Source organism: Aliarcobacter lanthieri (assembly GCF_013201625.1).
Lineage (GTDB): Bacteria > Campylobacterota > Campylobacteria > Campylobacterales > Arcobacteraceae > Aliarcobacter > Aliarcobacter lanthieri.
Map to the genome: position 1 here is coordinate 1,071,403 of NZ_CP053839.1, position 25,597 is coordinate 1,096,999.

The following is a 25,597-nucleotide window of genomic DNA, read 5'->3' on the forward strand; positions in this document are numbered from 1 at the left end:
ACCTAAAGTAAAGTAAGAGAAAATTAAGTTTATGGAATATATAATTTTAAATAATTTTATAAGGAGAAATAGATGAAGAAAGTTTTAATTTTAAATGGACATCAGTATTATGATATCGTTGCTCGTGGTGAACTAACACAAAAAATAATAGATAAGGCAACACAATTTTTTATCAATAATGGTTTTGAAGTAAAACATACAGATATTGATAAAGGATATAAAGTAGAAGATGAGATTGAAAAACTTATTTGGGCAGATTATGTTTTATTTCAATATCCTGTATATTGGATGGGTGTTCCTTGGATTGCAAAAAAATATTTTGATGAAGTTTTAACTCAAGGAAAGCATTATAAAAATGATGGTCGAAGTAGAGATGATATTTCAAAAACTTATGGAAGTGGAGGTTTACTAAAAGGAGAGTATATGTTAAGTCTAACTTACAATTGTCCAAAGAGTGAATTCAATAATAAAGAAGGTTTTTTTGATGGTTTATCTTTAGATGAAGCAAATATTGCTGCTCATAAAACTTTCCAATTTTGTGGGTTAACTCCACTTAAAACATATTCTATTCATGATATTTTTAAAGGAGATATGGATTTAAACAAAGAGTTAGTACAATTTGAAAATACTCTAAAAGAGAATTTTCTATAAAAAATCAAGGAGGATAATATGGAAAAAGCATTTATGGAAGCTATGAACTTTAGACATGCTTGCAAAGCTTTTGATGAAACAAAGAAAGTTAGTGATGATAATATAAAATATATTCTTGAAGCAGGGCGAAAATCTCCATCTTCTTTTGGACAAGAAGGTTGGAAATTTTTAGTTATTACAAATGAAGAATTAAAAGCTAAATTAAGACCATATTGTTGGAACCAAGTTCAAATTACTTCTTGCTCACATTTAGTTGTAATTTTAGTTGCTCTTGATAATTTAAAACCAGATAGTAAAGTTCCAGCAAAAAGATTTTCAAGAAGGGAATTACCAAAAGAAAAAATAGATGCTTATGTAGAACTTTATGCAAATCATTTGAAAATTACTGGCGTTTTAGATAGTGATAGAACTTTATACGCTTGGGGTGCAAGACAAACATATATTGCCTTAGCAAATATGATGACAGCGGCAGCAGTTAAAGGAATAGATTCTTGTCCTATTGAAGGATTTGATAAATATGAAGTAGAAAAAGTTTTATCTTTGGATACAAAAGAGTATCAAGTAAGTGCTATTCTACCTTTGGGATATAGAATCAATCCACAATCAACTCAAATGAGATTACCTTTTGAAGAAGTAGTTGAATTTATAAAATAATTTATAAAAGAAGAAAATTTTATTTTCTTCTTCTAACTTACAATCAATAAACTAAGTAAAAATATAGTAGAATAGCCAATATTTCACAATATAAGGTGTAAGATGTTTAATATTAGTGATATTGAAAATTGGCTAAGAGATCATGGAATAAACAATTATCATATATCAGAAGATTTTTATGTTTCTGTTCAAGGGAATGTTAATTTAAATGAGAAGTTAAAAGGTGAGAAACTTCCTGTTAAATTTGATAGAATTGATGGGTACTTCGATATAAGTAATAATGATTTATTAACTTTAGAAGGATCTCCTAAAATTGTTATGAAAGATTTTAATTGTTCATACAACAAATTAACTTCTTTATTTGATTGTCCTGTTGAAGTAGGTGATTTTGATTGTTCACATAATAATTTAAAAAATTTATCATATGGACCAAAAGAAGTTAAAGGATTTTATGATTGCTCATACAACGAGTTAACATCTATTAAAGCAAGTCCTAGAACAGTAAAAGGTCATTTTAAATGTAACAATAATCGTCTTACAACATTAGAAGGTGGACCAAAGACTATTGATACATATTTCGATTGTTCAAATAATATCATAGAAGCTTTAATGGGTGGACCAATTACAGTTAAAGAAGATTATATTTGTAGTGTAAATCGATTGAGTGATTTAGATGGTGTTGCAGATGAAATTGGTGGAGATTTAGTAACTGATATCAAATTAAGTATTAATTCAAAATATGATGATGAAGGACAATTCTATAGATATAAAGGAAGTGAAGCTGTTTCTCATATTTATAGGCCTGTTGTTGCTTTAACAAATGTTGAAGATATCCAATCATGGCTTGATAAATATGATATTAAAGGTGCTACAATTTTACCTGATAATTCTGTTGATGTTCATGGAGATGTAAAATTATCAAATAGATTACCTAACTTATCAAAATTACCTATTAATTTTAATTATGTTGATGGAGATTTTGATATAAGTGAAAATGAACTTGTATCTTTAGAAGGAAGTCCTATTAAAGTGGGTGGTAGCTTTTTTGCTTATAAAAATGAACTAAACTCTCTTAGAGGTGGACCAAAAGAGGTAAAAGGAAGTTTTGTTATTTTACATAATAATATAACTTCTCTTCAAAACTCTCCTACAGTTGTTAAAGATGATTATATCTGTTCACATAATCCTTTAAGAACGTTAGAAGGTATAAATACTGTTTTAGGGTATGTTTTTACTGGAGTTTATGTTCCAAGATTGAAATGCCAAAAATATAATTATAAAGGTATTACAACATATAAATATCCTGGGGATGCTGTAATGAAGTATCTTGATGAAGAGTATATTTCACTAACAGATGAAGAAAAAGCATTTGAAAGTACTAAAAAGAATTTAGAGAAAGTTATTAAAAAAATGTTAAATGCAAATACTTTAACAAAAGAGATGATAACAGATCAACTTATAAAAAATCTTACTAAATATCAATTAGACCAACTAAAAACAAAAGTTCTATGGATTAAAAATCCACCAAATGAAGATAATAGTGATATCATAAGTGAAGATGATATTATGAAATTGGCTTTTGAAAAAGAGTTATAGGCTCTTTTTAAGCCATAAAACTTAATTTTTTGCTATAATCGGGCAAATTTTATAAAATAAATAATTTAAAAAATGGAGAAATTTATAATATGGTACAAACTGTAAATCTAAAAAAAGCTTTTGGTGCAAGAGTTTTATTTCAGGATATAAATTTAAAACTTGATACTGGAAAAAGATATGGACTTATTGGAGCAAATGGTGCTGGTAAGACAACTTTCTTAAAAATACTTTCAGGACAAGAAGAGGCAACTGAAGGAGAAGTACAAATTCAAAATGGTAAAAAAGTAGGGGTTTTATCTCAAAATCAATTTGCTTTTGAAAACTTTACTCTATTTGATACTGTTTTAATGGGTAATAAAAGACTTTATGATGCTGTAAAAGAGAAAGAAGAATTGTATATGAGTCCAGAATTTACAGATGAAGTAAATAATAGACTTGCTGAATTAGAAATAGTTTGTTGTGAAGAAGATCCAACTTATGAATATGATATTAAAGTTACAAAAATTTTAGAAGATTTAGGATTTCCTTCTTCAACTCATCAAAATTTAATGAGTACTTTAACAGGTGGAGATAAAGTTAAAATACTTTTAGCACAAGTTTTATATCCAAAACCTGATATTTTATTCTTAGATGAACCTACGAATAACCTTGATATCGAAACTATCGGATGGCTTGAAAATCAACTTCAACACCATGAAGGAACAATGGTTGTTATTTCTCACGATAGACACTTTTTAAATGCTGTTTGTACAAATATTTTAGATGTTGATTTTAAAAAAATTAGAGAGTTTAGTGGAACTTATGATGATTGGTATATTGCTTCAACTTTAATAGCAAAACAACAACAAGCTGATGTTAATAAAAAACAAAAAGAGAAAGAAGAGCTTGAAAAGTTTATTGCTAGATTTAGTGCAAATGCTTCAAAAGCAAAACAAGCAACTTCAAGACAAAAACAGCTTGATAAATTAGATATTCAAGCTATTGAAGTATCAAGTAGAAGAGATCCATCTATTATTTTTAGACAAAAAAGAGAAGTTGGAAAAGAGTTGTTGAGTGTTAAAAATATTTCAAAATCTTATGGGGATAAAGTAGTACTAAATGATATATCATTTACTTTAGAAAAAGGTGATAAAATAGCACTTATTGGACAAAATGGTATTGGAAAAACAACACTTTGTGAAATTTTAATGGGTAATTTGCAACCTGATAATGGAGAAGTTTTATGGGGTGCAACTATTCAAAACTCATATTTCCCACAAAATACAACTGATATTATAACTGGTGATATGACTTTATATGATTGGTTAAGAGGTTTTGATAGAGATGCTGATATTGGTGAGATTAGAAATTGTTTAGGAAGAATGTTATTTAATGGTCAAGAACAAGAGAAAAAAGTAAATGCTTGTTCTGGTGGAGAAAAACATAGAATGATGCTTTCTAAAATTATGTTAGAACAAGGTAATTTTTTAGTATTAGATGAACCAACAAACCACTTAGATTTAGAGGCTATTATTGCTTTAGGTGAAGGTTTACATGAATATGTAGGCTCTATAATTTGTGTATCACATGATAGAGAGTTATTAGATGCTTATGCAAATAGAATTATAGAAATTCAACCAGATGGAACTATAATTGACTTTAAAGGAAGTTATGAAGAGTTTAATGAGTCTAAAGAAAATAAATAGTTAGGAAACCTAACTATTTATTTATTGTTTTGCATGTCTTGATGACATTCTAATTTCTCTTCTTTGTAAAGCATCGTTATATCTTCTTTTATCATCTTCAGTAATAAGCTCAAGTTTTGGTACAGGAACAGGAGTTCCATTCTCATCAACAGAAACCATAGTAAAATAGCAAACATTTGTATTTTTTATTGAATTATCTTTTATATCTTCAGAAATTACTTTTATACCTATTTCCATAGAAGTTCTTCCTGTATAATTTACTGAAGCATGAAAAGTTACTAATGAACCAATTTTAATTGGATTTTTAAATAAAACCATATCAACTGATAGTGTAACTGCATAATTTCCTGTATATCTAGCAGCACAAGCATAAGCTACTTGATCTAACATTTTCAATATTTCACCACCATGCACATTTTTACCTGAGAAATTTGCTTTTTCAGGTGTCATAAGCATTGTCATAGTAAGTGATTTTTCTCTTTTTAAATTTTCCATATTTATATACCTTATTAAAGTTATTCGCATCAATTATAATCTAAATTGATAAAAAAGTATTTTATTTTAAATACTTTTTCTAGAATTAAATACTTAAGAATTAAGAAAGGTAACAATAATACTAATTTTTGATTAGTTCATTCATTTCATCTTCAGTTAAAAGTTTGATTTTTAGCTCTATAGCCTTATCATATTTACTTCCTGCATCTTCTCCATAGATTACAAAATCAGTTTTTTTAGATACACTTGAAGATATCTTTGCTCCAAGATTTTCTAAAATTTCTTTTATTTCATTTCTACTTTTAGTCATAGTCCCAGTTATAACGACTATTTTATTTTTAAAGATATTATCTTCTGCTTCTACTTTTTGTACAACAATAGGTTCAATAATTTTAAATAGTTTTAAAACAATATCTTTATTTACTCTCATAAATTCTAATATTGAATTTGCCATTTGTTCACCAATACCATCAAGTTTTATAAGTTCTTCATATGTTACATCCACAATATTCAATCCAAATTCAAAACATATTTGTTTGGATGCTACTTCTCCTATATGTTCTATACCTAAAGCATTTATAACTCTATGAAGATCACTTCCTTTTGTATTTTTGATAGCATTTAAAATATTAGTTATCTTTTTTTCTCTAAAACCTTCAAGAGTTTCCAAATCTTCATATTTTAAAGAGTATAAATCTAAAATATCAAAAATTTTCTTCTCACGTACTAGTTGCTCAACTATTTTATCTCCCAGTCCATCAATATTCATACAGTTTTTACTAGCAAAATAAATTATTGAATTTACAACCCTTGATGGACAATCAAGATTTTGACATTTAATCATAATATCTTCTACTAAAAGTTCACTAGAGCAATCAGGACATAAAGTTGGTTTTAAAATCTCTTTTTCATCACCAGTTCTTCTATCTGATAAAACTTTAGTAATTTTTGGAATTACATCACCACTTCTAATTATGATTACACTATCATTGATTTTTAAATCAAGTCTATTTATCTCATCAAAATTATGTAGAGTTGCCCGTTCTATATTAGCACCTTCTATTAAAACTGGTTCAACAACTGCAACTGGTGTTATAACTCCTGTTCTTCCTACTTGTAATATAATATCTTTTAATTTTGTAGTTTTTTCTAATGCTGGAAATTTATATGCACATGACCATCTTGGAAATTTTTGAGTAAAACCTAAATCTTCTTGTGTTTGAATATCATCTATTTTTATAACCATTCCATCTAAAAGCATTGGAAAATCATCTCTTTTATTTACCATATTTGTATAAATATTTTCTATTTCATCAATAGATTTTACTAAAGTTTGCATAGGAGCTTCTATAAATCCTAAGGAAAATATATATTTCATCATTTCTGAAGTTTTTGCAAAATGTAGACTATTTTGTCCAACTCCCCAAACATTAAAAAATAGTTTCCTTTTTGCTGTGATATTTGAATCAAGTTGTCTTAAACTTCCAGCACTAGCATTTCTTGGATTTGAAAATGGAACTTCATTGTTTTTTATTCGGTCTTTATTTATAGATTCAAAGTCAACTTTTTTTATTACAACTTCACCACGAATTTCGATTAAAGATTTTTCATCAATTTTTAGTGGAATAGATTGTATTGTATAAGCATTTTGAGTAACATCTTCACCTATTTGCCCATCACCTCTTGTTATTGCTTGTTTTAAAATACCATCTTCATAAATTAGGTTTAGTGAAACACCATCAAATTTTGGTTGACAAAAAAATTCTAAATTATCACCAACTTTTGATGCTCTTTTTATCCAATCTTCTAGTTCTTTTGTATTAAAAATATCTTCTTGACTCCACATTCGGCTTAAATGATTTGCTTTTGAAAATCCTTCTAAAACTATCCCACCAACTCTTTTATTTGGGGAATTTGGATTTACCAAATCAGGATTGTTTTTTTCAAATTCTAAACATTCTCTTGCTAATAAATCATACTCTTCATCACTAGCAATTGGTTCATCATAAACATAATAAGCTTTTGCCCAAGTTATCAATGTTTTTATATCTTTATCATACTCTTCTTTTGTCATACTTTTCAACTTTTATAAAATTATTTTATGATATGCCCTACAAATTTTGACATATTATTCAAAATCTTTCCACCTCTTCTAAATCCTAAAGCACAAGCTTCATAAGCATAAAAAACTCCAGCTTGATAAAAATTTCCTTTTTCATCTTTTGGAAACTCTATATATTCTTGATATATAGCTTTATGTCCTTCATACTCTCCACTTGTTTGTTCATCTATACTACCATCAGCATTTACTATTTTTGTATTTGCTCCTTCTCTTCCAAAAGCTCTTTTTTCTACATATTTTTTACCTTCTAAAGGTTCAAAAGATGTTTCAAGTAAAAGTGGATGATTTGGATATAAATCCCATAATATTTTCATAAATGCTTTTGATTGGAACATTAAAGTATATGCTGGATTAAAAATAATAGCTTTCTTTTCTTTTATGATTTCAGTCAAAATAAGTGCTAATTGACTCTCTTCAATAGCTATATCTTCCCAAGGAATAAGTTTAAACCAAAACTCAAATAGTTCATCATTTTTAAAAATTCCATCATCACTAAATTGTACATTTTCTATAAATTCAAAATCTGTATTAAATCCAGATTCACTAGCTATATGTTGTAAAAGTTTTGTAGTATTTATATCTTCATTTGAACTAGAAATACTAGAAAATAGTATTTTCCAACCAAGCTTAGAGTAATATTCATCAAATTTTTCAATATCACTATCTAAAGTGATAATTCTTTTGAAATTATCTTTTAATGCTTCATAAAGATTGTTAAATTGACTTTCTTCATTTAAGCCATTTTTCTTTAAGATTGCCCATTGTATAATAGCTGTTTCAAAAAGTGAAGTTGGAGTATCGGCATTAAATTCTATTAATTTTATAGGATTACCATCAATCCCACCAGCTAAATCAAATCTTGAATACAAATGCCAATGTACATCATTTTCCCATGATTCTTTTATAATTTCAACTAAATTAAAAGGGATATTTAGTTCATGAAATAAGTCATTATCAATCACATATTGCCCAGCTTCTGCAAACATATCATAAATTTCATTAGTTGCTTCATAGTAATTCTCAGCTTCTTCTTCTGATATTACAACTAATTCATCACTAATATATGAACTATTATCACTATCTGTATGCCAAATAAAACCTATACTTTCTAAATATTCATTTGTTAAAGGGCTTAATTTCTCTAATTTCATTATCATCCACCTTTTGATGTTGATGTATTTGATGAACCAGTAGTTGAAGATTTATTACCAAAGAAACCACTTTGTTTTGAAGCTCCACTTGATCCTGTTGATCCTGCTGGTTTATTAAATGAACTTTGTGATTTACTATATGTTTGTGGAGATTTGTATTGAGCTGCTTTTTGATTGTTGAAATTTTGATTATTAAATAATTTATTTCCAAGCCAAGAACCTATCATAGCTCCAGCAATAGAAGATAATAAAACTCCACCAAGCCCCATTCCTCCACTACTCATTTCTGGATTTGTAAGAGGAGATGTTCCCGAATCTATTTTAGCTTCTTCTTCTTTTACAAGCTTATCTATCTCTTCTTGAGATAATATTCTTTCACTTCCATCTGGACTTCTTAAAACAATAGTAGTTTTACTAGCAGGAAATTCATCTGCAATTTTGTAGCTTCCATCACTTGCTTGTTCTATTACTACAAAAGCACCTTGTTGTTGTGAAGCATTTGTAAAAGAATCTCCAGTTTGATTTTGTTGTTGATTTGTATCGTTACACCCAACTAATCCAAGCACTAAAACAGCACCTAAACCACCAACCATTGAGTAGTCTGAAATCTTTTTAATATAATTTCTCTTTTTCAATTTTAAATCCTTTAGGTAAAAAGTCATAGATTATACCAACAAACATATCAAAATTAAATAATTTTAAAAAAATTAGGATATGATTTTCAAAAATTTATATATTGGAAAAAATGAGTTCTTTAATTTTTAGTCTAATTTCATCTTTATTAGTAGGGTTTTATATAAAATATTTGAAAATAGGTACAAAAAGAAATCTTTTTGTATTTATTTTTGCAAATTATATAATGGCAAGTTTTCTTGCGTATTTTTTATTTAATTTATCATTTTCTAATATTAACTTTGAAGTCTTTGATTATAAACTTATTTTTAGTATATCTATATTATTACCAAGCGTTTTTTATTTATTACACAAATCATTAGAATTTTCTGGACTTGCAAAAACAGATATTTTTCAAAGATTATCTTTAATAATTCCAATTATATTTAGTTTTATTATATTTAGTGAAGAATTTTCCTATATAAAAGGTTTTGTAATAATTTTAACTTTTATTAGTATTTTTATGATTTTAGGTAAAAAATCAGAACAAGAATCAACAAATATTTTTTATTTAATAGCTGTATTTATAGGATATGGAATTATAGATACTTTATTTAAAGTAATAGCAGTGAATAAAAATATAAATTTTTTAGAATTACTTTTTATAATTTTTTTATTATCCTCTTTAATCTCTTTTATATATATACTTATTTTTAAAGGAAAAATAAATACAAAATATTTTTTATTTGGACTTTTATTAGGCGTATTAAACTTTTCAAATATATATTTTTATATTAAAGCTCACAAAATATTTGAACAAACTCCAACTTTAGTATTTATTACTATGAATTTAGGGGTAATTATAGGAGGAGTAATGATTGGAAAATACTATTTTAAAGAAATTCTTTCAAAACAAGTAGTTTTCGGAGTTTTATTAGCTATTTCTTGTATAGTTTTATTGGCTTTTATACAATTAAAAATAATTTAAAAAGTTAATATTGGTTAATATTTGGTAAACAAAAAGTAAAAATAGGAATGAAATGGTATCACAAAGTAAATTTTTAAAAGATATATTTATATTAGGATTTGCAATATTTTCTATGTATTTTGGTGCAGGTAATATTATATTTCCACCATATTTAGGACTTACTTCTTCGAGTAATTGGGACTTGGCATTTGTGTCATATTTTATAGCAGATATTGGTTTTGCAACTTTAGCTATGTTTGCATTACTTAAAGCTGGTGGAAGAGTTGAAAATCTAACTCATAAATTAGGTACATTTGCAGGTATTATTTTGACTTCATCTATTATTCTATGTATAGGTCCTCTTATTGCATTACCTAGAACTGGTGCTACAACCTATGAAATGTTAATTGTCCCATTCTTTGGTTCTTCTTTTACAAACTCTTTAATTACTTCTATTGTTTATTATGGTTTAATTTTAATTTTTACATTAAAACCAACAACGATGATAGAAATCTTAGGTAGATTTTTAACTCCAGCTCTTTTTATTGGTTTATTAATTTTAATTATAAAAGGAATAGTTTATCCTATTGCTGGTGGTGAAATTGCACAAAGTAATGCAGAAACAAATACTATTATTTTTGATGGAATGTTAGCTGGATATCAAACATTAGATGTTTTAGCTGCACTTGCTTTTGGAATTATTATATTAAAAGCAGTTTCAGATAAAGGTGTTTATAAAGAACATAGTCAACAAATAAGACTTGTAGCATTTGCATCTATTGTTGCAGCAGTTTCAATATTTATAATATATTTTGGACTTACATATTTAGGTGCTACAACTTCAACAGTTTATGGAAGTGATATAGATAGAGCGACATTATTAAATAATATTATCTTCTCATTATTTGGAAGTAGTGGAAACTTACTTTTAGGAGTTGTTGTATTTTTGGCTTGTTTTACAACTGGAGCAGCACTTGTAAGTGTAACAGCTGAGTATTTTTCAAAACTATCTCATAGAAGAGTATCTTATACAACTTTAGTTGTAGTAGTTACTATTTTTAGTATAATTGTTACAAATTTTGGTTTAGAATTTATAATTTCTATTGCTTTTCCAATTTTAACTATTGTTTATCCAGCTGCTATTATTTTAGTTATTATATCTTTTTTTGATAAATTTATTCAAAATGACAATGTTTATAAATTAGCATGCTTTAGTGCAATAACATATTGTATTGTAGAAGTGATCTCTAAGAATATAGTTGAAATTTCATTTTTAAATTCTATTCCATTTTATAAAATAGGTTTTGCATGGGTTATTCCTGCAACTATATTTGGAATAATTGGATATTTTATAAAACCTAAAAAAGAGGATTAATTATCCTCTTTTAGTTGTTTTTCTAAACTTACTTACTTTTTTTGATTTTTCTTGTCTTTGAGCTTCTTTTCTTGCTTCTGGTTTTTTCTGTGAAAGAGGTTTAGGTTTGGGTTTTTTATTTCTTGGTTTTTTTTCAGTTGTTTCAAAACCTTCAAGTGTTAATCTTGGTATATTTAATTTTAACTCTTTTTCTATTTCAGCCATAAGCTTATAATCTTTTACACTTAAAAGTGTTATAGCAAGCCCTTCTTTTCCTGCACGACCAGTTCTTCCAACTCTATGAGTAAAATCAATAATTGTTTCAGGTAAAGAGTAGTTAATTACAACTGGTAATTCTTCTATATCTATCCCACGAGCTGCAATATCAGTAGCAACTAAAACTCTAAGTTCTTTTTCTTTGAATTTTCGTAAAGCTAAAGCACGACTACTTTGTCTTATATCTCCATGTATACAAGCTGATTTTAGCCCATCAAGTTCTAAATTTTCAACTAGATTATCTGCTTGTGCTTTTTGATTTACAAAAACTAATGCTTGAGAAAAATTTTTTGAACCAATAAGATATGATAAAAGTTCATGTTTTTTATCTTCATCTACCAAAACTATTTGTTGTTCTATTAATTTTACACTACTTCTTTGATTTGTTACTTCTATTACAACAGGATCATTTAAAAACTCTTTTGCTAATTTTTTAACTGTTGGGTTTATTGTTGCACTAAACATCATGATTTGTCTATTTACACCAATATTTGGTAATATCTTTTCAATCTCTTCTAAAAATCCCATATCAAGCATGGTATCAAGTTCATCAATTACTACATTTGTAACACTACTTAAATTTATTGTTCCATTTTTTAAGTGTTCTAGCAATCTTCCTGTTGTACAAACAGCTATATCAATACCATTTTTAAATTTCTTTTCTTGGTCTTTTGTTGATACTCCCCCAAAAATAGCAGCTCTTTTTATAGGGATATATTTTGAATAATCATCAATTGCTTTTATAATTTGTTTGGCTAATTCTCTTGTTGGTACAAGGATTAAACCTCTTAAAATATTATTTGTATTATTTTTTCTTTCTTTTAGTATTTCTTCTAAAATAGGTAGAATAAATGCACAGCTTTTACCAGTTCCACTTTGAGATATTCCTATTATATCTCTTTTTTTTAAAGCTATTGGAATAGCTTTTTCTTGAATAGAAGTAGGATTTTCATATCCTAAATCAACTATTGCTTTTAATATCTCATCACTTAAATTTAAATCTGAAAAAGTTTTGATAAAAAGTCCTTTATATATTAAAATATTATATAATATTGTATCTAAATTGAAATTAGAGATAAATTTTTAAATAAAGTTAATTATTTTATAAAATTATTATTATTTAAACAATACTTTATTTAGGTTAATGTTATAATTATATATGGATAGTTTCAGATAAATAATAATAAATATTATGAAAAAAAGTTTTTTTATGTTATAATTCTGTACTTAAAATTATAAACGAGGTATAAAACAATGGCTAAGTTAAGAACTAAAAAAAATTTACTTAGTATAGTTGCAAGTAGTTTTTGTTTATTTGGTATAAACTTAAATGCTTTAACTTTACAAGAAACTTTGGTTGAAGTTATGAACACTAACCCAGTTGTTCAGGAGAGACTAAAAAACTTTAATGAGACTCAACAAGATTTAGAAATAGCAAAATCAGAATGGTTGCCATCTATTGATTATAGAGGAAGTTTTGGTAGAAACAATGGGGGAGATATTAAAGACAATGGTAATTCAAAATATGATTTTACAGCCAGAGATGCTACATATAATCACTATACAAATTCTCTAAAGATAACTCAAAATCTTTTTAATGGATTTAGTACAACAGAAAAAATAAACTATCAAGAAGCTAGAGTTTTAGCTGCCGCTCATCATTATTTAGAAAATGCAAATGATATGGCTTTTCAAATGGTTGGATCATATATTGATTTATTAAGAAGTTATCAATTATTACAAAATGCGAAAGATAATGTTGCAATAAATAAAAAAATTTATGAAGATGTACAATCACTTTATGATCAAGGACTAACAACAAAATCTGAAATGACAAAAATATATGCATCTTTATCTTTAGCAAACTCAAATTTAACAGTTCAACAAAATAATACTATGGATAAAGAGTTCAAATTTAAAAGAATATTTGGTAGAAGTGTAAATGTTGGAACTTTAGAAGTACCAAAACTTAATTTACCAATGCCTGAGAGTATTCAACGAGCTAGCATGGTTGCAATTTCAAACAATCCTTCTATGATCGTAAGTAACTTTAACATTAAAGGTGCACAAGCTTTATATAGAGAGAAAAAAAGTAAATTTTATCCAACATTAGATATTGAAGCAGAACAATTATTTAATGATGTTTCTAAAAATAACAATGGATATGATAATCCAGATGATAGACAAAAAATCTATGCTGTAATTAACTGGAATCTATTTAAAGGTGGTGCACATACTGCTGATTTACAAAAAAGTAGAAGTTCTATTAATAAAGAAATAGAAATTCAAAGAGATTTAAAAAGACAAACTATTGAGAGTTTAGAACTTTCTTGGTCAGCTTATGAAATGCTTGGTAAACAATTAGAAGATTTATACAAATATTATGAATATTCAGAAGAGACACTTTCAAGTTATCAAAGTGAGTATGAAATGGGAAGAAGAACACTTCTTGACTTATTATCAGCTCAAAATGATTTAATAAGCTCTAAAGCACAAATTATAAATGCACAAATGGATAAGCTTTTTGCACAATATAGAATTTTAGATGCAATGGGAATGTTAGTAAGCTCTGTTTTAGATGAAAAAGATTATGCAAATGTTATTAAAGTAACTACAAACCCATTTGACGTATTAAAAGATGAATTACCAGTAGAGCTTGATGTTGATAAAGATGGTATTGTTGATCATTTAGATATTTGTGATAACTCTGTTGTTGGAAATGATGATATAACTCCTTATGGATGTAATCAGTATGAAAAAGATAGCGATTTTGATGGAATTCCTGATAGTAAAGATAGATGTCCAGATACACCATTTGGTGCTATTGTTGATGAATTTGGTTGTCCTATTGAAGGTCAAAATAAATTTAATATGACAAGTGGTGAATTTATTAATAATATTTTAGCTTATAATGAAAATAGTCCAAAAAAATCAGAAAAATTAGGGCTTTATGATTATGAATTTAATGCTGCAGCTAATAAAAATATTGCATCAACTTCATTAGATAAACATTTAATGTATGATGATTTTGCAATGATTAAAAGATTTGATTATGTAAATATGGATAATATTAATACTAATCAATTAGATGATATGGCTAGAGTTTTAAAAGAATATAATAATACAAATGTTGTTGTAACTGTAATTGGAAATACTCAAGGAACAAAAGATAAAGAAGAGAGTTTTAATAAAGCTCAAGAGTATGCAAATAATATTAAATCTTCTTTAATTGATAGAGGAGTTGATGAAAAAATTTTAGTTACTCAATCAAGAGTTGATTATGATAAAACATTTTTAGAAACTGTAAGCAGCGATTCTACACTAAATAATGTTGTTTATGTTGCTTTATATGTTCCTAAATCTACAACTTTAGGAAAAGATGATGACAATGATGGTGTAATTAATGATTTAGATGAATGTCCAAATACACCTGCTGGTCAAATGGTAGATGAAAAAGGTTGTTCAAGAAATATTAATCTTGAAGTTTTATTTGAAAATGATTCAGCTAAAATTTTATCAGGTAGTTTAGATAAAGTTATGGAATTTGCACAATATTTAAAAGATAATCCACAGTTTGATGCTAAAATTATTGGACATGCAAGTAACTCTGCAAGTGGTGTTAAAGCTCATACAAGCAAAAATTCGGCAGAATACAATATTGATTTATCTCAAAAAAGAGCAAATTCTATAAAAGATGTTTTAGTGAATAATGGTGTGGATGCTTCAAGACTTACAACTGATGGGAAAGGTTTTTCTGAACCGATTGTAAGTAATGAAACAGCAGAAGGAAGAGCAAAAAACAGAAGGATAGAAGCTGTTCTTATAAAAAAATAATAAGGACACATAATGATAAATAAAAGTTTAAGAAAGAATGATACATTACTTGATTCATTAGTTCTTTATACAAGACTTTTTCACAAACCTTTTTCAGCTGAGTCTTTACTTCAAGGTCTTCCTTTAGGAGACAATGAAGCAGACCAGCTTCTTTTTTCCAAAAATAGTTCAAAATCAATGTTTAGTAGAGCGGCTGCTAGAGCAGGGCTTAAAACAACAATTATTGAAAAACCTATTAAAGATATTTTAAATCTTCAACTTCCTGTAATATTACTTTTATCAAATGAAAATAGTTGTATTTTAGACTCTTTTAATGAAGATAGGACAAAAGCAAAAATTATATTTTCTGGTATTAATGATCCTTTAGAAGAATGGGTAGATATTGAGGAATTAGAAAAAGAGTATTTAGGTTATTCTTTTATGCTTAAGAAAGTTTATGAATATGAACATGATAATGGGAAAAAAACACTATCAATTGATAATCAAAAACATTGGTTTTGGAGTACTTTAGGTTTTTCAAAAAAAATTTATATGGATTGTATTATAGCTTCAATTTTAATAAATTTATTTGTTTTAGCAACACCACTTTTTACAATGAATGTTTATGATAGAGTTATTCCAAATAATGCTCAAGAAACTTTATTAGTTTTTACTATAGGGATTGTAGTTGTATTTTTACTTGATGCAACTTTAAAATTTGTTAGAACATATTTTTTAGAAATGGCTGCTAAAAAAAGTGATATTATAATGTCTTCTATTATATTTGAAAGAGTATTAGATATGCAAATGAGTGAACATCCAAAATCTGTTGGTTCTTTTGCAAATAATCTAAAAAGCTTTGATAGTATTAGAGGTTTTTTAACAAGTGCAACTTTAAGTGTATTGATAGATTTCCCTTTTGCAATACTATTTTTAATGGTAATTACTTATCTTGGTGGATTTTTAGTAATAGTCCCTATTTTTATCATTATTTTAATTATAATTTATGCAAAAATGATAAAAGACCCACTTAAACAAAGTATAGAAGCAACTTATGAAGCAAGTGCTAAGAAAAATGGTATTTTAATTGAATCTTTACACAATATTGAAACTATAAAAGCACAAGGAATGGCTGGAAATATACAATATTCTTGGGAAGAATCAACAGGTGAGATAGCAAATAAAGGATTAAAATCTAAACTTATTTCTGCTTCAATACCAACTGTAACTGGACTTTTAGTTGGTTTAAATACAGTTTTAATAGTAGTTTTTGGAGTGTATTTAATACAAGATTTTAAACTTACAATGGGAGGGTTAATAGCAACTATGATACTTTCAGGTAGAGCTATTGCGCCTATGGGACAAATTGTTTCACTTATTACAAACTATGAGGATACAAAACAATCTTTTAAAATGTTAGATGAAATTGTAAATAAACCACAAGAAAGACCATTTGCAAAAGAATTTGTAAAAATGCCATCTATTAGTGGAAATATTGAGTTTAGAAATGTAAGTTTTAAATATCCACAAAGTGATGCTTATGCTTTAAAAGATGTTAGTTTTAAAATAAAAGAAGGGGATAAAGTTGCATTTATTGGAAGAATAGGAAGTGGAAAGTCAACTATTGCAAAGCTTATATTAAAACTTTATGAACCAGATGAAGGTTCTATTTTAATTGATGGAATAGATATAGCTCAAATTGATCCTGCCGATTTAAGAAAAGGTATAAGTTATGTTCCTCAAGATATTCATTTATTTAGAGGAAGTATAAAACAAAATATACTAGGAATTCATAAATTTATTGATGACCAATGGATGTTAGAATGTTCAAAAACAAGTGGAACAGATGAATTTATAAGACTTCATCCTGCAGGATATGATATGCCAATAGGTGAAAGAGGACAAGGATTAAGTGGAGGGCAAAGACAAAGTGTTGGGATAGCTAGAGCTTTAATAAATAATGCTGATATTTGGATGTTTGATGAACCAACAAATGCCATGGATCAAACAAGTGAGTCTATTGTTCTAAAAAATTTAGGTGAAAAAATAAATGGTAAGACATTACTTTTAGTTACTCAAAAGATGAATATGATAGATTTAGTTGATAGAATTATAGTAATGAATTTTGGAGAGAAAGTATTAGATGGTTCAAAAGAAGAGGTTATAAAACAATTAGGTGGTGAAAGATGAGTTTTTTTAATAGTCCACAACTTCAAAAATATAAAGAAATTTATAATACTTTTATGGATAAAGATAATATAAAAGTTCCAAAAACTCCACTAAATCCAAATGATTATGAATATATGAAGAGTTTAAGTGCTGCTGTAGTATTTAACTCTTCAAAAAAATTACATTGGGTTTTAATATCTTTTTTAATAACTATTTTCTTATTTATCTTTTGGGCTGCATTTGCAGAGATTGATGAAATAGCAAGAGGAAGTGGAAAAGTAGTTCCAAGTGGTCAGAATCAGATTGTACAAAATTTAGAAGGTGGAATAGTACAAGAGATATTAGTTACAGAAGGTGATACTGTTGAAAAAGACCAAATTCTTATTAGAATTTCAAATGAAAAAGGTACTTCAACAGCTATGTCAAATGAGTTAAAATCTTACTATTTACAAGCTCAAATACAAAGATTAAGTGCAGAGTTAGCTCGTATTCCTTTTGAGTATGAAAAAAGTGATATTCAAGAATATAATGAGTTTTTAGATAATGAAAATGAATTATACCTAACAAATCAAAAGCAATTAGAATCAAAAGTTTCTATTTTAAAAGAGCAGATAAAACAAAAAGAGAATGATTTAAAAGATGCAAAACAAACTATTGAACATATGAAGTTTTCAGTAAATGCTATTTCAAAAGAAGTATCTATGACTAAACCTATGGTTGATAGAGGGATAAGATCTCAAGTAGATTTCTTAAAACTTCAAAGAGAAGAAAGTGATGCTAAAAATAAACTTCAAAGTGTTACTTTATCTGTTGATAAAATCAGTTCTGAAATTACTGAATTAAATAAAAAAATTGATGAAACAAATGAAATTCATGATGCAGAGATTAGAGGCAAATTAAATGAAGCTTTTACTCAATTAAAAGATGTTGAAGCAAATAAATTAGCATCAAGTGATCAAGTAGCAAGAACAGTTGTTAAGTCACCATCAAATGGTATTGTTCAAAAACTTCATGTGAATACTATAGGTGGAAGTATAAAACCAGCACAAGATTTATTAGAAATAGTTCCAACTGATCATAAATTAATAGTTGAAGTAAAAATTTTACCAAAAGATATTGCTTTTATTTATCAAGGTCAAAAAGCTATAGTTAAATTTTCAGCTTTTGATTTTTCTATATTTGGTGGATTAGATGGACATGTTATAAATATTAGCCCAGATACAATAGTGGAAAAAGATGAAAAAACATTTTATATTGTAAGAATAGAAACAGATAAAAACTATATAGGTGAAGGTGAAAAACAAAAGCATATAATACCTGGTATGATAGCAGATGTAGATATTTTAACAAGTAAAAAAACTGTACTGGATTATATTTTAAAACCTATATTAAAAACAAAAACTTATGCAATGACAGAGAGATAATTAATAAAAAAGAGGAGAGTTTTTTATGAGAAAAATATTTTTATCAACATTAATGGCAAGTACAATACTTTTTGCTTCTAATATAGATGAAGCAAAACTTGCAATGGATAGAGGAAATTATAGCCAAGCCATAATAATATTTGATAATTTAGCGAATAATGGAAATACAGAAGCTATGTTTAACTTAGGGCTTCTTTATTTAAGTGGAAATGGGGTTAATCAAAACTATTCACAAGCTAAAAAATGGTTTGAACTGGCTGCTAAAGATAATGATGCTATGTCTTTATATAACTTAGGAGTTATTTATTATAAAGGTCTAGATGTAAAAGAAAATAAGCAAGAAGCTTTTAGATATTACGATTTATCAGCGAAACAAGGATTTTCTGAAGCACTATATACGGTTGGATTAATGTTAGAAAAAGGTGATGGTGTAAAAAAAAATTTAAAAGAAGCTTTTAATTATTTTTATAAAGCTGCAAAGCAAGAACATATAAATTCAGCATATAAAATTGGCAAAATGTATAGATTAGGTGAAGGTACTACAAAAAATGATAGTGAAGCTTTTAAATGGTATGAAATAGCTTCTGAAAAAGGAAATACATATGCTCAAGTTAATTTGGGACTTATGTATAAAAATGGTATAACAGTTCCTAAAGATTATACTAAAGCTTTAAAATGGTTTGAAAAGTCTGCAAACTCTAAAAATAGTTTAGGAGTTTTAAATCTTGCTAGTATGTATCATAATGGTTTAGGTGTTAAAAAAGATTCAATAGAAGCTTTTAAATTATATAAAGAAGTTGCTGATACAGCAAATAATTCAAATGCTCAATATAATGTTGGTTTGATGTATTTAAAAGGTGATGGAGTAAATCAGAGTAATCAGCAGGCATTTGAATATTGGACAAAGTCATCATATCAAGGAAATGAATCAGCTAAAAAGAATTTAGATATTCTTTGTAAAGAAGTACCAACAGTTTGTAAAAAATAAAATAATTTGTGACTATTTTATAAAGTATTTACATAAATTACTTTATAATATATGCAAATAAACTAGTGTAAGGTAGGGTATGTTTATGAAAAAAGTAGCACTATTTACAGGTTCAAAAAATATTTTAAATAGATGGGAAAATTATCTTGTTAATTATGATTTATCAATTATTAATAACCAAAATGATTTATTAAATATTAAAGATAGTTTAGTTGTCTTTAGTACGTGTGTTAAATTAAAAAATGAATATCTAGTTATAGAAAACTTACTAAAAAATAAAAATAAAATTTTGGTTTTGGATAGTTCTCCTAAACTAGAAAATGCTCAAAAATGGCTATCTTTTGGTGTAAATGGTTATGGAAATAGTTTTATGAGTAGTGTTTACCTAAATTCAGCTGTTGAATCTATATTTAATGGATTGATTTGGATAGTTCCTGAAGTTACTCTGCAGCTTATAAAAGATTTCTCTAAAATAGAAGTTAATAATGATGATACAATTTTGATTGATTTGACAAAATCAGAATATCAAATAGCATTATTATTAAAAGATGGATATTCAAATTCTGAAATTAGTACAGATTTGAATATCTCTATAAATACAGTAAAAACTCATATTAAAAATATTTATTTAAAATTAGATGTTAATGATAGAATATCTTTTATAAATCTATTTACTAATAAAAACTAGAAAAGTCTCTAGTTTTTATTACTCTTTAAACCTTTCCTCATCGCTTCAATTAGTGATGAATTAGTCTTTGTATTTGTGAATAATTCAAATGCTAAAACACCTTGATACAAAAGCATATCTTTTATATCTCAAATTTACATATAATTACAATTTTATTCAAATAGCTACAAATAAAGCTCTAGAGAAAGTTTATTTTAGTTATCATATTACATTTATTTACATTAAAATACAACTATCTACATTATATGGGTAGTTATAAGGTAGGTTTTTTTGGCAAAAAGGTATATAAAATCTAATAAATATGTCGGAGTTTATTATTGCACTCTCCTTAGTGGAGATCGTGCTTATTATATTACATATAAGGATAATAGTCAAAAGAAGATATGGTTAAAAATTGGTTTGCATAGTGAAGGAATTAGAGAAGCATATTGTCATCAAAAAAGAAGTGAAATTGTAACAAAACAAAGACTAGGTGAAGATTTACCATTTATTGCTACTAAAAAAACTTCTAAGACACTTTTAGAACTTTCTTCAGAATTCTATAATTATAAAGAGTTACATAATAAACAAAATAAAAAAACTAGATCAAGAGTCGAAAATAGATTAAAAGCACATTTTATAGGTTCTAAATCTATAAAAACAATAATAAAATCAGATATTGAGAATTTTCAAGTAGAAATACAAAAGGATATAATGCCAGCTACTGTTAATTTTATTATGCAACAAGTTAGTTCAGTTTTTAATTGGGCTATTGAAAATGAGATTTTAGATAAAAACCCTTGTAAAACAATTAAAAATTTAAAAGTTAATAATTCAAGACTAAGATATTTGGAATTAGATGAAATAAAAAAATTACTCGATACTATTAGAAATGATATTTCACTGTATTATTTTGTTATGATTAGTTTATCTACAGGTGGAAGATTGCAAACTATTTGTAATATAAAAGTATCTGATATTAAATCAAATGGATCAATAAGGCTATATGACTTTAAAAATGAAAGTGAATATTTTGGTTTTTTGAATAATAAGTTAAAAGATGAAATAGAACAATTTATAAAAAATTCAAATATAGATAAAGATGGGTATATTTTTAAGAATACTGGTAAACAAAGTTATTCAAATCAATATTATTATAGAAAATTACAACCAATTTTTAATATACTATTTAATCCAGATGGAACTGAAGCATTAAATAAAGTAACAATTCATACTCTAAGGCACACTTTTGCAAGTCAATTAGCCATTAATGAAACACCAATTCTGACAATAAAAAAACTTATGAACCATAATGACATAAATGCCACTATGAGATATGCAAAATTAAGTAAGAGTAGTGGAGAAAATCATGTAAATAGTTTTATTAATAGTTTTATGTAAATTTTTAGTTTAAATATTCTATGTGACTAATATTTATTTTGATATTAAATATGCTAATATTCATTATAATTTTTAAATGAAGGATATATATGAATAAAACAGAGTTTATCGATGCAGTTGCTGTAAAAGCAGGTTTATCTAAAAAAGATGCAAAAGGTGCAGTTGATGCTGTATTAGAAGTTATTACTGAAGCTTTAGTTAAAAAAGATTCTGTAAGTTTTATAGGGTTTGGTACATTTGCTACAGCTGAAAGAGCTGCTAGAGTTGCAAAAGTTCCAGGTACAGATAAGACTGTTAATGTTCCTGCTACAACTGTTGCCAAATTTAAAGTTGGAAAATCTTTAAAAGAAGTTGTTGCTAAGTAGTTTTTCATATAACTAAACCATTCAATCTTTTTACAAAGAAAGAATGGTGTAATTTATAATTAAAAGTGCTACTTTACAATTAAAAATGATACAAGAAATCTAATCAAAGATAATATGTGTTAAAGAAAGTGACATGCCAAAATCTATTAATCATAAATTTATTAAAAAGTTTATCAGACATAGTGATATAAAAAATATTATGAGATATATTTCGACTAACAGATGAAGATTTAAAGAAATATTTAATTAGATAAAACAAACTTTTTATTTTAATTATATTTATAAGCTTACTTATTTATTCCATAATCCCTTAATGTTTGTGGAACTTTGCATTTCTTATTTTTTGAACACTTTTTTGAACATGGTAAATACATTAATATGTCATATGTTCCATAACTTAGAGGTTGTTGAACGGTTGACTTCAGTGACACGGTAGTGTTCATTGCTAGGTTTGTTTTCTTTTTTCTATATCTATAAGCATTTTCTTTACAGTATCATTTTCAAGAAATGACTTATTATAATAGATAGCTTTAAGTAGATAATTTCTTGCTTCTTTAAAATTTTCTAACATATAATATGATACACCTACATTGTAATAATTCATCACGGTGCTATAGTGAGATTCACCCAATAGTTTTTCATGAAGTTCTAAGGCTTTTAGTGTAAAAGTATTTGCTTGTTTATAGTCTCCACATTTATTATAAATAGTTCCTAAATTATCATAAGCAAGTGCAATATCAGGATGTAACTCTGTTAAATATACAGTTTTGTAGATATCTATCGCTTTATTAGTATATTCTATACTTAATTTACAGTCCTTTTTATATTCCGAATAAAATAAAGAAATACCCATATATGCAGTTGCAACATCATTATGACATTTTCCAAATGTACTAATTTTAGATTCTAAAACATCAATATATAGTTCTTCTGCTCTATCATATTCTCCGCAATATTCATATCCCTTTGCTAAATTAAATTTGCATGTTATAAAGGCTGGATTAGAATAATCCTTATCTTGTATATATAAATCAACCGCTTTTTTTAAATATTTTAAAACTCTATTTTTATTTTTATATTCTATTTTAATTAAAAATGATCCATAGTTAGAGTATAAAGTTGACTTCTCATTTAAAATTGTTATTTCTGAATTTTTTTCATTAACATTTACTTTGGTTATATTATATAGAGATTTTATGAACAGTTTTTTTGCATTATCTATATTTCCACAACTAAAATATAATTGTGCTAAATTAGTATAAGATTGAATTGTATATATGTGATTTTTACCTAAAATTTGTTCTCTTAATACTAAAACTTTTTTATCTAAAACAAGTGTTTTTTTATAATTAGCTAAATAATAATAAGTTTGTGATAAGTTGTTGTAAATGGATGATTTCCATATTAATAAGTTTTCTAAATCTGTACTATCAATGTTATTTTCTAAAACATGTATTCTTTTTAAAGATAATCGAATATAAAATAAAGCTTTTTTATATGTTGATAATGTCCTATAGATATTTCCAAGATTCATGTAAAAGATAGTAACCTCAAAATTTTCATACTTCTTAATAACATTACTTAATGATTCAAAAAATATCAATTTATCTTTATGTAAAATAGCCATATTCATATCAGCACTATTTTCAATTAATTTGAAAAAATATGAAAAAATACTTTTCATTTCCTCAAATGTAAGAGTATGATTCCCTAAAAAATATTCTTTTGTAATTTGATGAAGTTTATAGCCAGATTCAAACTTACTTAACCATCCTTTTTCACAAAGATAATCTAATAGTTCTTCAAATTCAAGATCACCTTTTTTTTGGAAAATATCTTCTAAAAATTCAAGAGATATTTCAATTGAAGGTAGTGTTGATAATTGTTTGAGCATAAGTATTTCTTCATTATCTAATGCATCAAGGTTAAAAAGTTGATTTAACAGTTTATTGAAATTCTGCTTTCTTTTAACACTAATAGCCGAAAATGCACCACTTAAAAATTTTTCTTTAATTATCTGTGGACTTAGGTTTTTTTTTATACTCTGAGCTGTTTTTTCAATAAAAAAGGCATGGTAGTCCAAATATTCTAAAATTTCTTCTAAAAGTTTAGTATCATCAACTTTATAAATTGAGTTAAATAGTGCTTTAGCATCATTGGGACTTAAAATATTTAAGGGGTAGATTTTTACTTTTTCTATCTCTTCTCTTGAAGTAAGTAAAATACTATAACCTTTATGTTTCAATTCCAAAATACTTTTTATTTTTTCTTGATTATTATCTATATATTTTATGTCATCTAAAACTAGAAGTTTTTTTCCTTCTAAGTTACCAAGTTTAAATAATATTTCAATAAAAGCATCTTGCTCTTTTTCTGAATTAATATCCAAATTAATTATAAGTTCAGTTAAGAAACTTTCTATCCCTTCAAAAAAACCATAATAATCAAAGTTATTCTTATGTTTATTAATATAAGTACTGGCAATAGTTGACTTTCCAATTCCTCCAATTCCCTTTATTAAAAGTGTATTATCTGAAATTAGTAGCTTATCTTCTATTTCTATTAACTCTTTTTTTCTTCCTATACAAGTAGATTTACCTAATTTTAGGCTCAATTGATTTGGAATTTTTTTAACATTATTTATAATTGTAATAGTACTATTATAATTATTATTAAAACTATTAGATATAGATTTAGGCATTATTTAATCTTTATAGGTGAATTTACATTATCTTTAAAACTATTAGTTACCTTAGCACCTTTTCCCAAGTCGGCATCTATTCCTGAATTTTCTAATCTCTTAAAAGAATCGTTAATAGTTTTTCCTTCCATTAAAGATTTTATCTTTTTAACTAAATTTTCATCTTCTAGTAGTATTTCTAACGCACCATTGAATTTTTCTTTTTGGTTACTAGAAAGGTACTCAGATAGTTTGTTAAATGAGGAACCTAAAATTACTTTCAAACTATCATAAACTGTATTACCTACAATTCCACTTGCTATTGATGTTGAAACAAATTGTATTATTTCTTGCATTTATTTCCTTTTTAACTTCTAAGACAACTATTTATTAAACACACATTATATACAAAATAGCCTGAGAATCAACAAATAACATGTACAAAAAGTTTCGTACATCAAAATGTCTATAAACACTGTTAAAAGAACTACTAAAATTTTCAGAAAGAACTAAAAAAGTTACTCTTT

At 26.2% G+C, this 25,597-nt stretch carries 21 protein-coding genes; 13 read left to right on the forward strand and 8 right to left on the reverse strand.

The features are described from left to right. Positions 1-72 precede the first annotated feature (72 nt). The 4 genes from ALANTH_RS05355 (at position 73) to ALANTH_RS05370 (ending at position 4,586) form a co-directional block, all read left to right on the forward strand. Positions 73-651, forward strand: a complete 579-nt coding sequence (locus ALANTH_RS05355; RefSeq protein ID WP_026804287.1) for an NAD(P)H-dependent oxidoreductase — start codon at positions 73-75, stop codon at positions 649-651. Positions 652-669: 18 nt separating this feature from the next. Beyond that, positions 670-1,305 carry an NAD(P)H-dependent oxidoreductase gene (locus tag ALANTH_RS05360; protein ID WP_026807655.1) on the forward strand — a complete coding sequence of 212 codons (636 nt, stop codon included), beginning with the start codon at positions 670-672 and terminating at the stop codon, positions 1,303-1,305. 102 nt (positions 1,306-1,407) lie between these two features. Then, entirely contained in the window at positions 1,408-2,901 is a 1,494-nt protein-coding gene (locus ALANTH_RS05365; RefSeq protein ID WP_026807656.1) for a hypothetical protein, read from the forward strand. A gap of 89 nt (positions 2,902-2,990) precedes the next feature. Continuing rightward, positions 2,991-4,586: an ABC-F family ATP-binding cassette domain-containing protein gene (locus ALANTH_RS05370; protein WP_026807657.1), complete on the forward strand. Its 1,596-nt coding sequence runs from the start codon at positions 2,991-2,993 to the stop codon at positions 4,584-4,586. Positions 4,587-4,607: 21 nt separating this feature from the next. On the opposite strand, the gene ALANTH_RS05375 is transcribed toward ALANTH_RS05370, so the two are convergent. The 4 genes from ALANTH_RS05375 to ALANTH_RS05390 form a co-directional block, all read right to left on the reverse strand. Beyond that, a complete protein-coding gene (locus ALANTH_RS05375) occupies positions 4,608-5,081 on the reverse strand; it encodes an acyl-CoA thioesterase (protein WP_026804291.1) in 474 nt (157 codons plus the stop codon). A gap of 121 nt (positions 5,082-5,202) precedes the next feature. Further along, complete coding sequence (gene ligA / locus ALANTH_RS05380) at positions 5,203-7,155, reverse strand: NAD-dependent DNA ligase LigA (RefSeq protein WP_026807658.1); 1,953 nt, start codon at positions 7,153-7,155, stop codon at positions 5,203-5,205. Between the two features lie 20 nt (positions 7,156-7,175). Then, positions 7,176-8,354, reverse strand: coding sequence for a glutathionylspermidine synthase family protein (locus tag ALANTH_RS05385; protein ID WP_029888315.1), 1,179 nt, complete (start codon positions 8,352-8,354; stop codon positions 7,176-7,178). A 2-nt stretch (positions 8,355-8,356) separates the two neighbouring features. Beyond that, the gene (locus ALANTH_RS05390; RefSeq protein WP_026804294.1) at positions 8,357-8,989 is read right to left on the reverse strand and encodes a UPF0323 family lipoprotein; all 633 of its coding nucleotides are present in this window, start codon (positions 8,987-8,989) and stop codon (positions 8,357-8,359) included. A gap of 110 nt (positions 8,990-9,099) precedes the next feature. Between ALANTH_RS05390 and ALANTH_RS05395 the strand changes: the two genes are divergently transcribed. Both ALANTH_RS05395 and brnQ read left to right on the forward strand, forming a co-directional pair. Next, positions 9,100-9,954, forward strand: a complete 855-nt coding sequence (locus tag ALANTH_RS05395) for a hypothetical protein (RefSeq protein ID WP_026804295.1) — start codon at positions 9,100-9,102, stop codon at positions 9,952-9,954. A 52-nt stretch (positions 9,955-10,006) separates the two neighbouring features. Beyond that, positions 10,007-11,308, forward strand: coding sequence for a branched-chain amino acid transport system II carrier protein (gene brnQ / locus ALANTH_RS05400; protein ID WP_026807660.1), 1,302 nt, complete (start codon positions 10,007-10,009; stop codon positions 11,306-11,308). Here the strand turns inward: brnQ and ALANTH_RS05405 are convergent, their stop codons facing one another. Next, positions 11,309-12,640, reverse strand: coding sequence for a DEAD/DEAH box helicase (locus ALANTH_RS05405; RefSeq protein WP_322839794.1), 1,332 nt, complete (start codon positions 12,638-12,640; stop codon positions 11,309-11,311). It lies immediately after the preceding gene. A gap of 177 nt (positions 12,641-12,817) precedes the next feature. On the opposite strand from ALANTH_RS05405, the gene ALANTH_RS05410 reads away from it, so the two are divergent. The 5 genes from ALANTH_RS05410 to ALANTH_RS05430 all read left to right on the forward strand — a co-directional run bounded on the left by ALANTH_RS05410 (position 12,818) and on the right by ALANTH_RS05430 (position 20,645). After that, on the forward strand, positions 12,818-15,397 hold the full coding sequence (locus ALANTH_RS05410) for a TolC family outer membrane protein (RefSeq protein WP_026807662.1): 2,580 nt from the start codon (positions 12,818-12,820) through the stop codon (positions 15,395-15,397). 12 nt (positions 15,398-15,409) lie between these two features. Beyond that, the gene (locus tag ALANTH_RS05415) at positions 15,410-17,566 is read left to right on the forward strand and encodes a type I secretion system permease/ATPase (RefSeq protein ID WP_026804299.1); all 2,157 of its coding nucleotides are present in this window, start codon (positions 15,410-15,412) and stop codon (positions 17,564-17,566) included. Continuing rightward, complete coding sequence (locus ALANTH_RS05420) at positions 17,563-18,969, forward strand: HlyD family type I secretion periplasmic adaptor subunit (protein ID WP_051583602.1); 1,407 nt, start codon at positions 17,563-17,565, stop codon at positions 18,967-18,969. Before ALANTH_RS05415 ends, ALANTH_RS05420 begins: the two co-directional genes overlap by 4 nt. Before the next feature lie 25 nt (positions 18,970-18,994). Continuing rightward, positions 18,995-19,957, forward strand: a complete 963-nt coding sequence (locus ALANTH_RS05425) for an SEL1-like repeat protein (protein ID WP_051583604.1) — start codon at positions 18,995-18,997, stop codon at positions 19,955-19,957. Positions 19,958-20,036: 79 nt separating this feature from the next. After that, positions 20,037-20,645 (forward strand): response regulator transcription factor, encoded by a 609-nt coding sequence (locus ALANTH_RS05430; RefSeq protein ID WP_172658502.1) that lies wholly within the window; start codon positions 20,037-20,039, stop codon positions 20,643-20,645. Between the two features lie 8 nt (positions 20,646-20,653). On the opposite strand, the gene ALANTH_RS05435 is transcribed toward ALANTH_RS05430, so the two are convergent. Continuing rightward, entirely contained in the window at positions 20,654-20,761 is a 108-nt protein-coding gene (locus ALANTH_RS05435) for a hypothetical protein (RefSeq protein ID WP_228133189.1), read from the reverse strand. A gap of 154 nt (positions 20,762-20,915) precedes the next feature. Between ALANTH_RS05435 and ALANTH_RS05440 the strand changes: the two genes are divergently transcribed. Then, positions 20,916-22,025 carry a tyrosine-type recombinase/integrase gene (locus ALANTH_RS05440; protein ID WP_148299445.1) on the forward strand — a complete coding sequence of 370 codons (1,110 nt, stop codon included), beginning with the start codon at positions 20,916-20,918 and terminating at the stop codon, positions 22,023-22,025. Between the two features lie 89 nt (positions 22,026-22,114). Beyond that, the gene (locus tag ALANTH_RS05445; protein ID WP_026807665.1) at positions 22,115-22,390 is read left to right on the forward strand and encodes an HU family DNA-binding protein; all 276 of its coding nucleotides are present in this window, start codon (positions 22,115-22,117) and stop codon (positions 22,388-22,390) included. A gap of 445 nt (positions 22,391-22,835) precedes the next feature. On the opposite strand, the gene ALANTH_RS05450 is transcribed toward ALANTH_RS05445, so the two are convergent. Both ALANTH_RS05450 and ALANTH_RS05455 read right to left on the reverse strand, forming a co-directional pair. Then, entirely contained in the window at positions 22,836-25,091 is a 2,256-nt protein-coding gene (locus ALANTH_RS05450; protein WP_026807666.1) for a tetratricopeptide repeat protein, read from the reverse strand. Then, entirely contained in the window at positions 25,091-25,426 is a 336-nt protein-coding gene (locus ALANTH_RS05455) for a hypothetical protein (RefSeq protein WP_026807667.1), read from the reverse strand. The genes ALANTH_RS05450 and ALANTH_RS05455 overlap by 1 nt, the downstream gene beginning before the upstream one ends. Between the last annotated feature and the right edge of the window lie 171 nt (positions 25,427-25,597).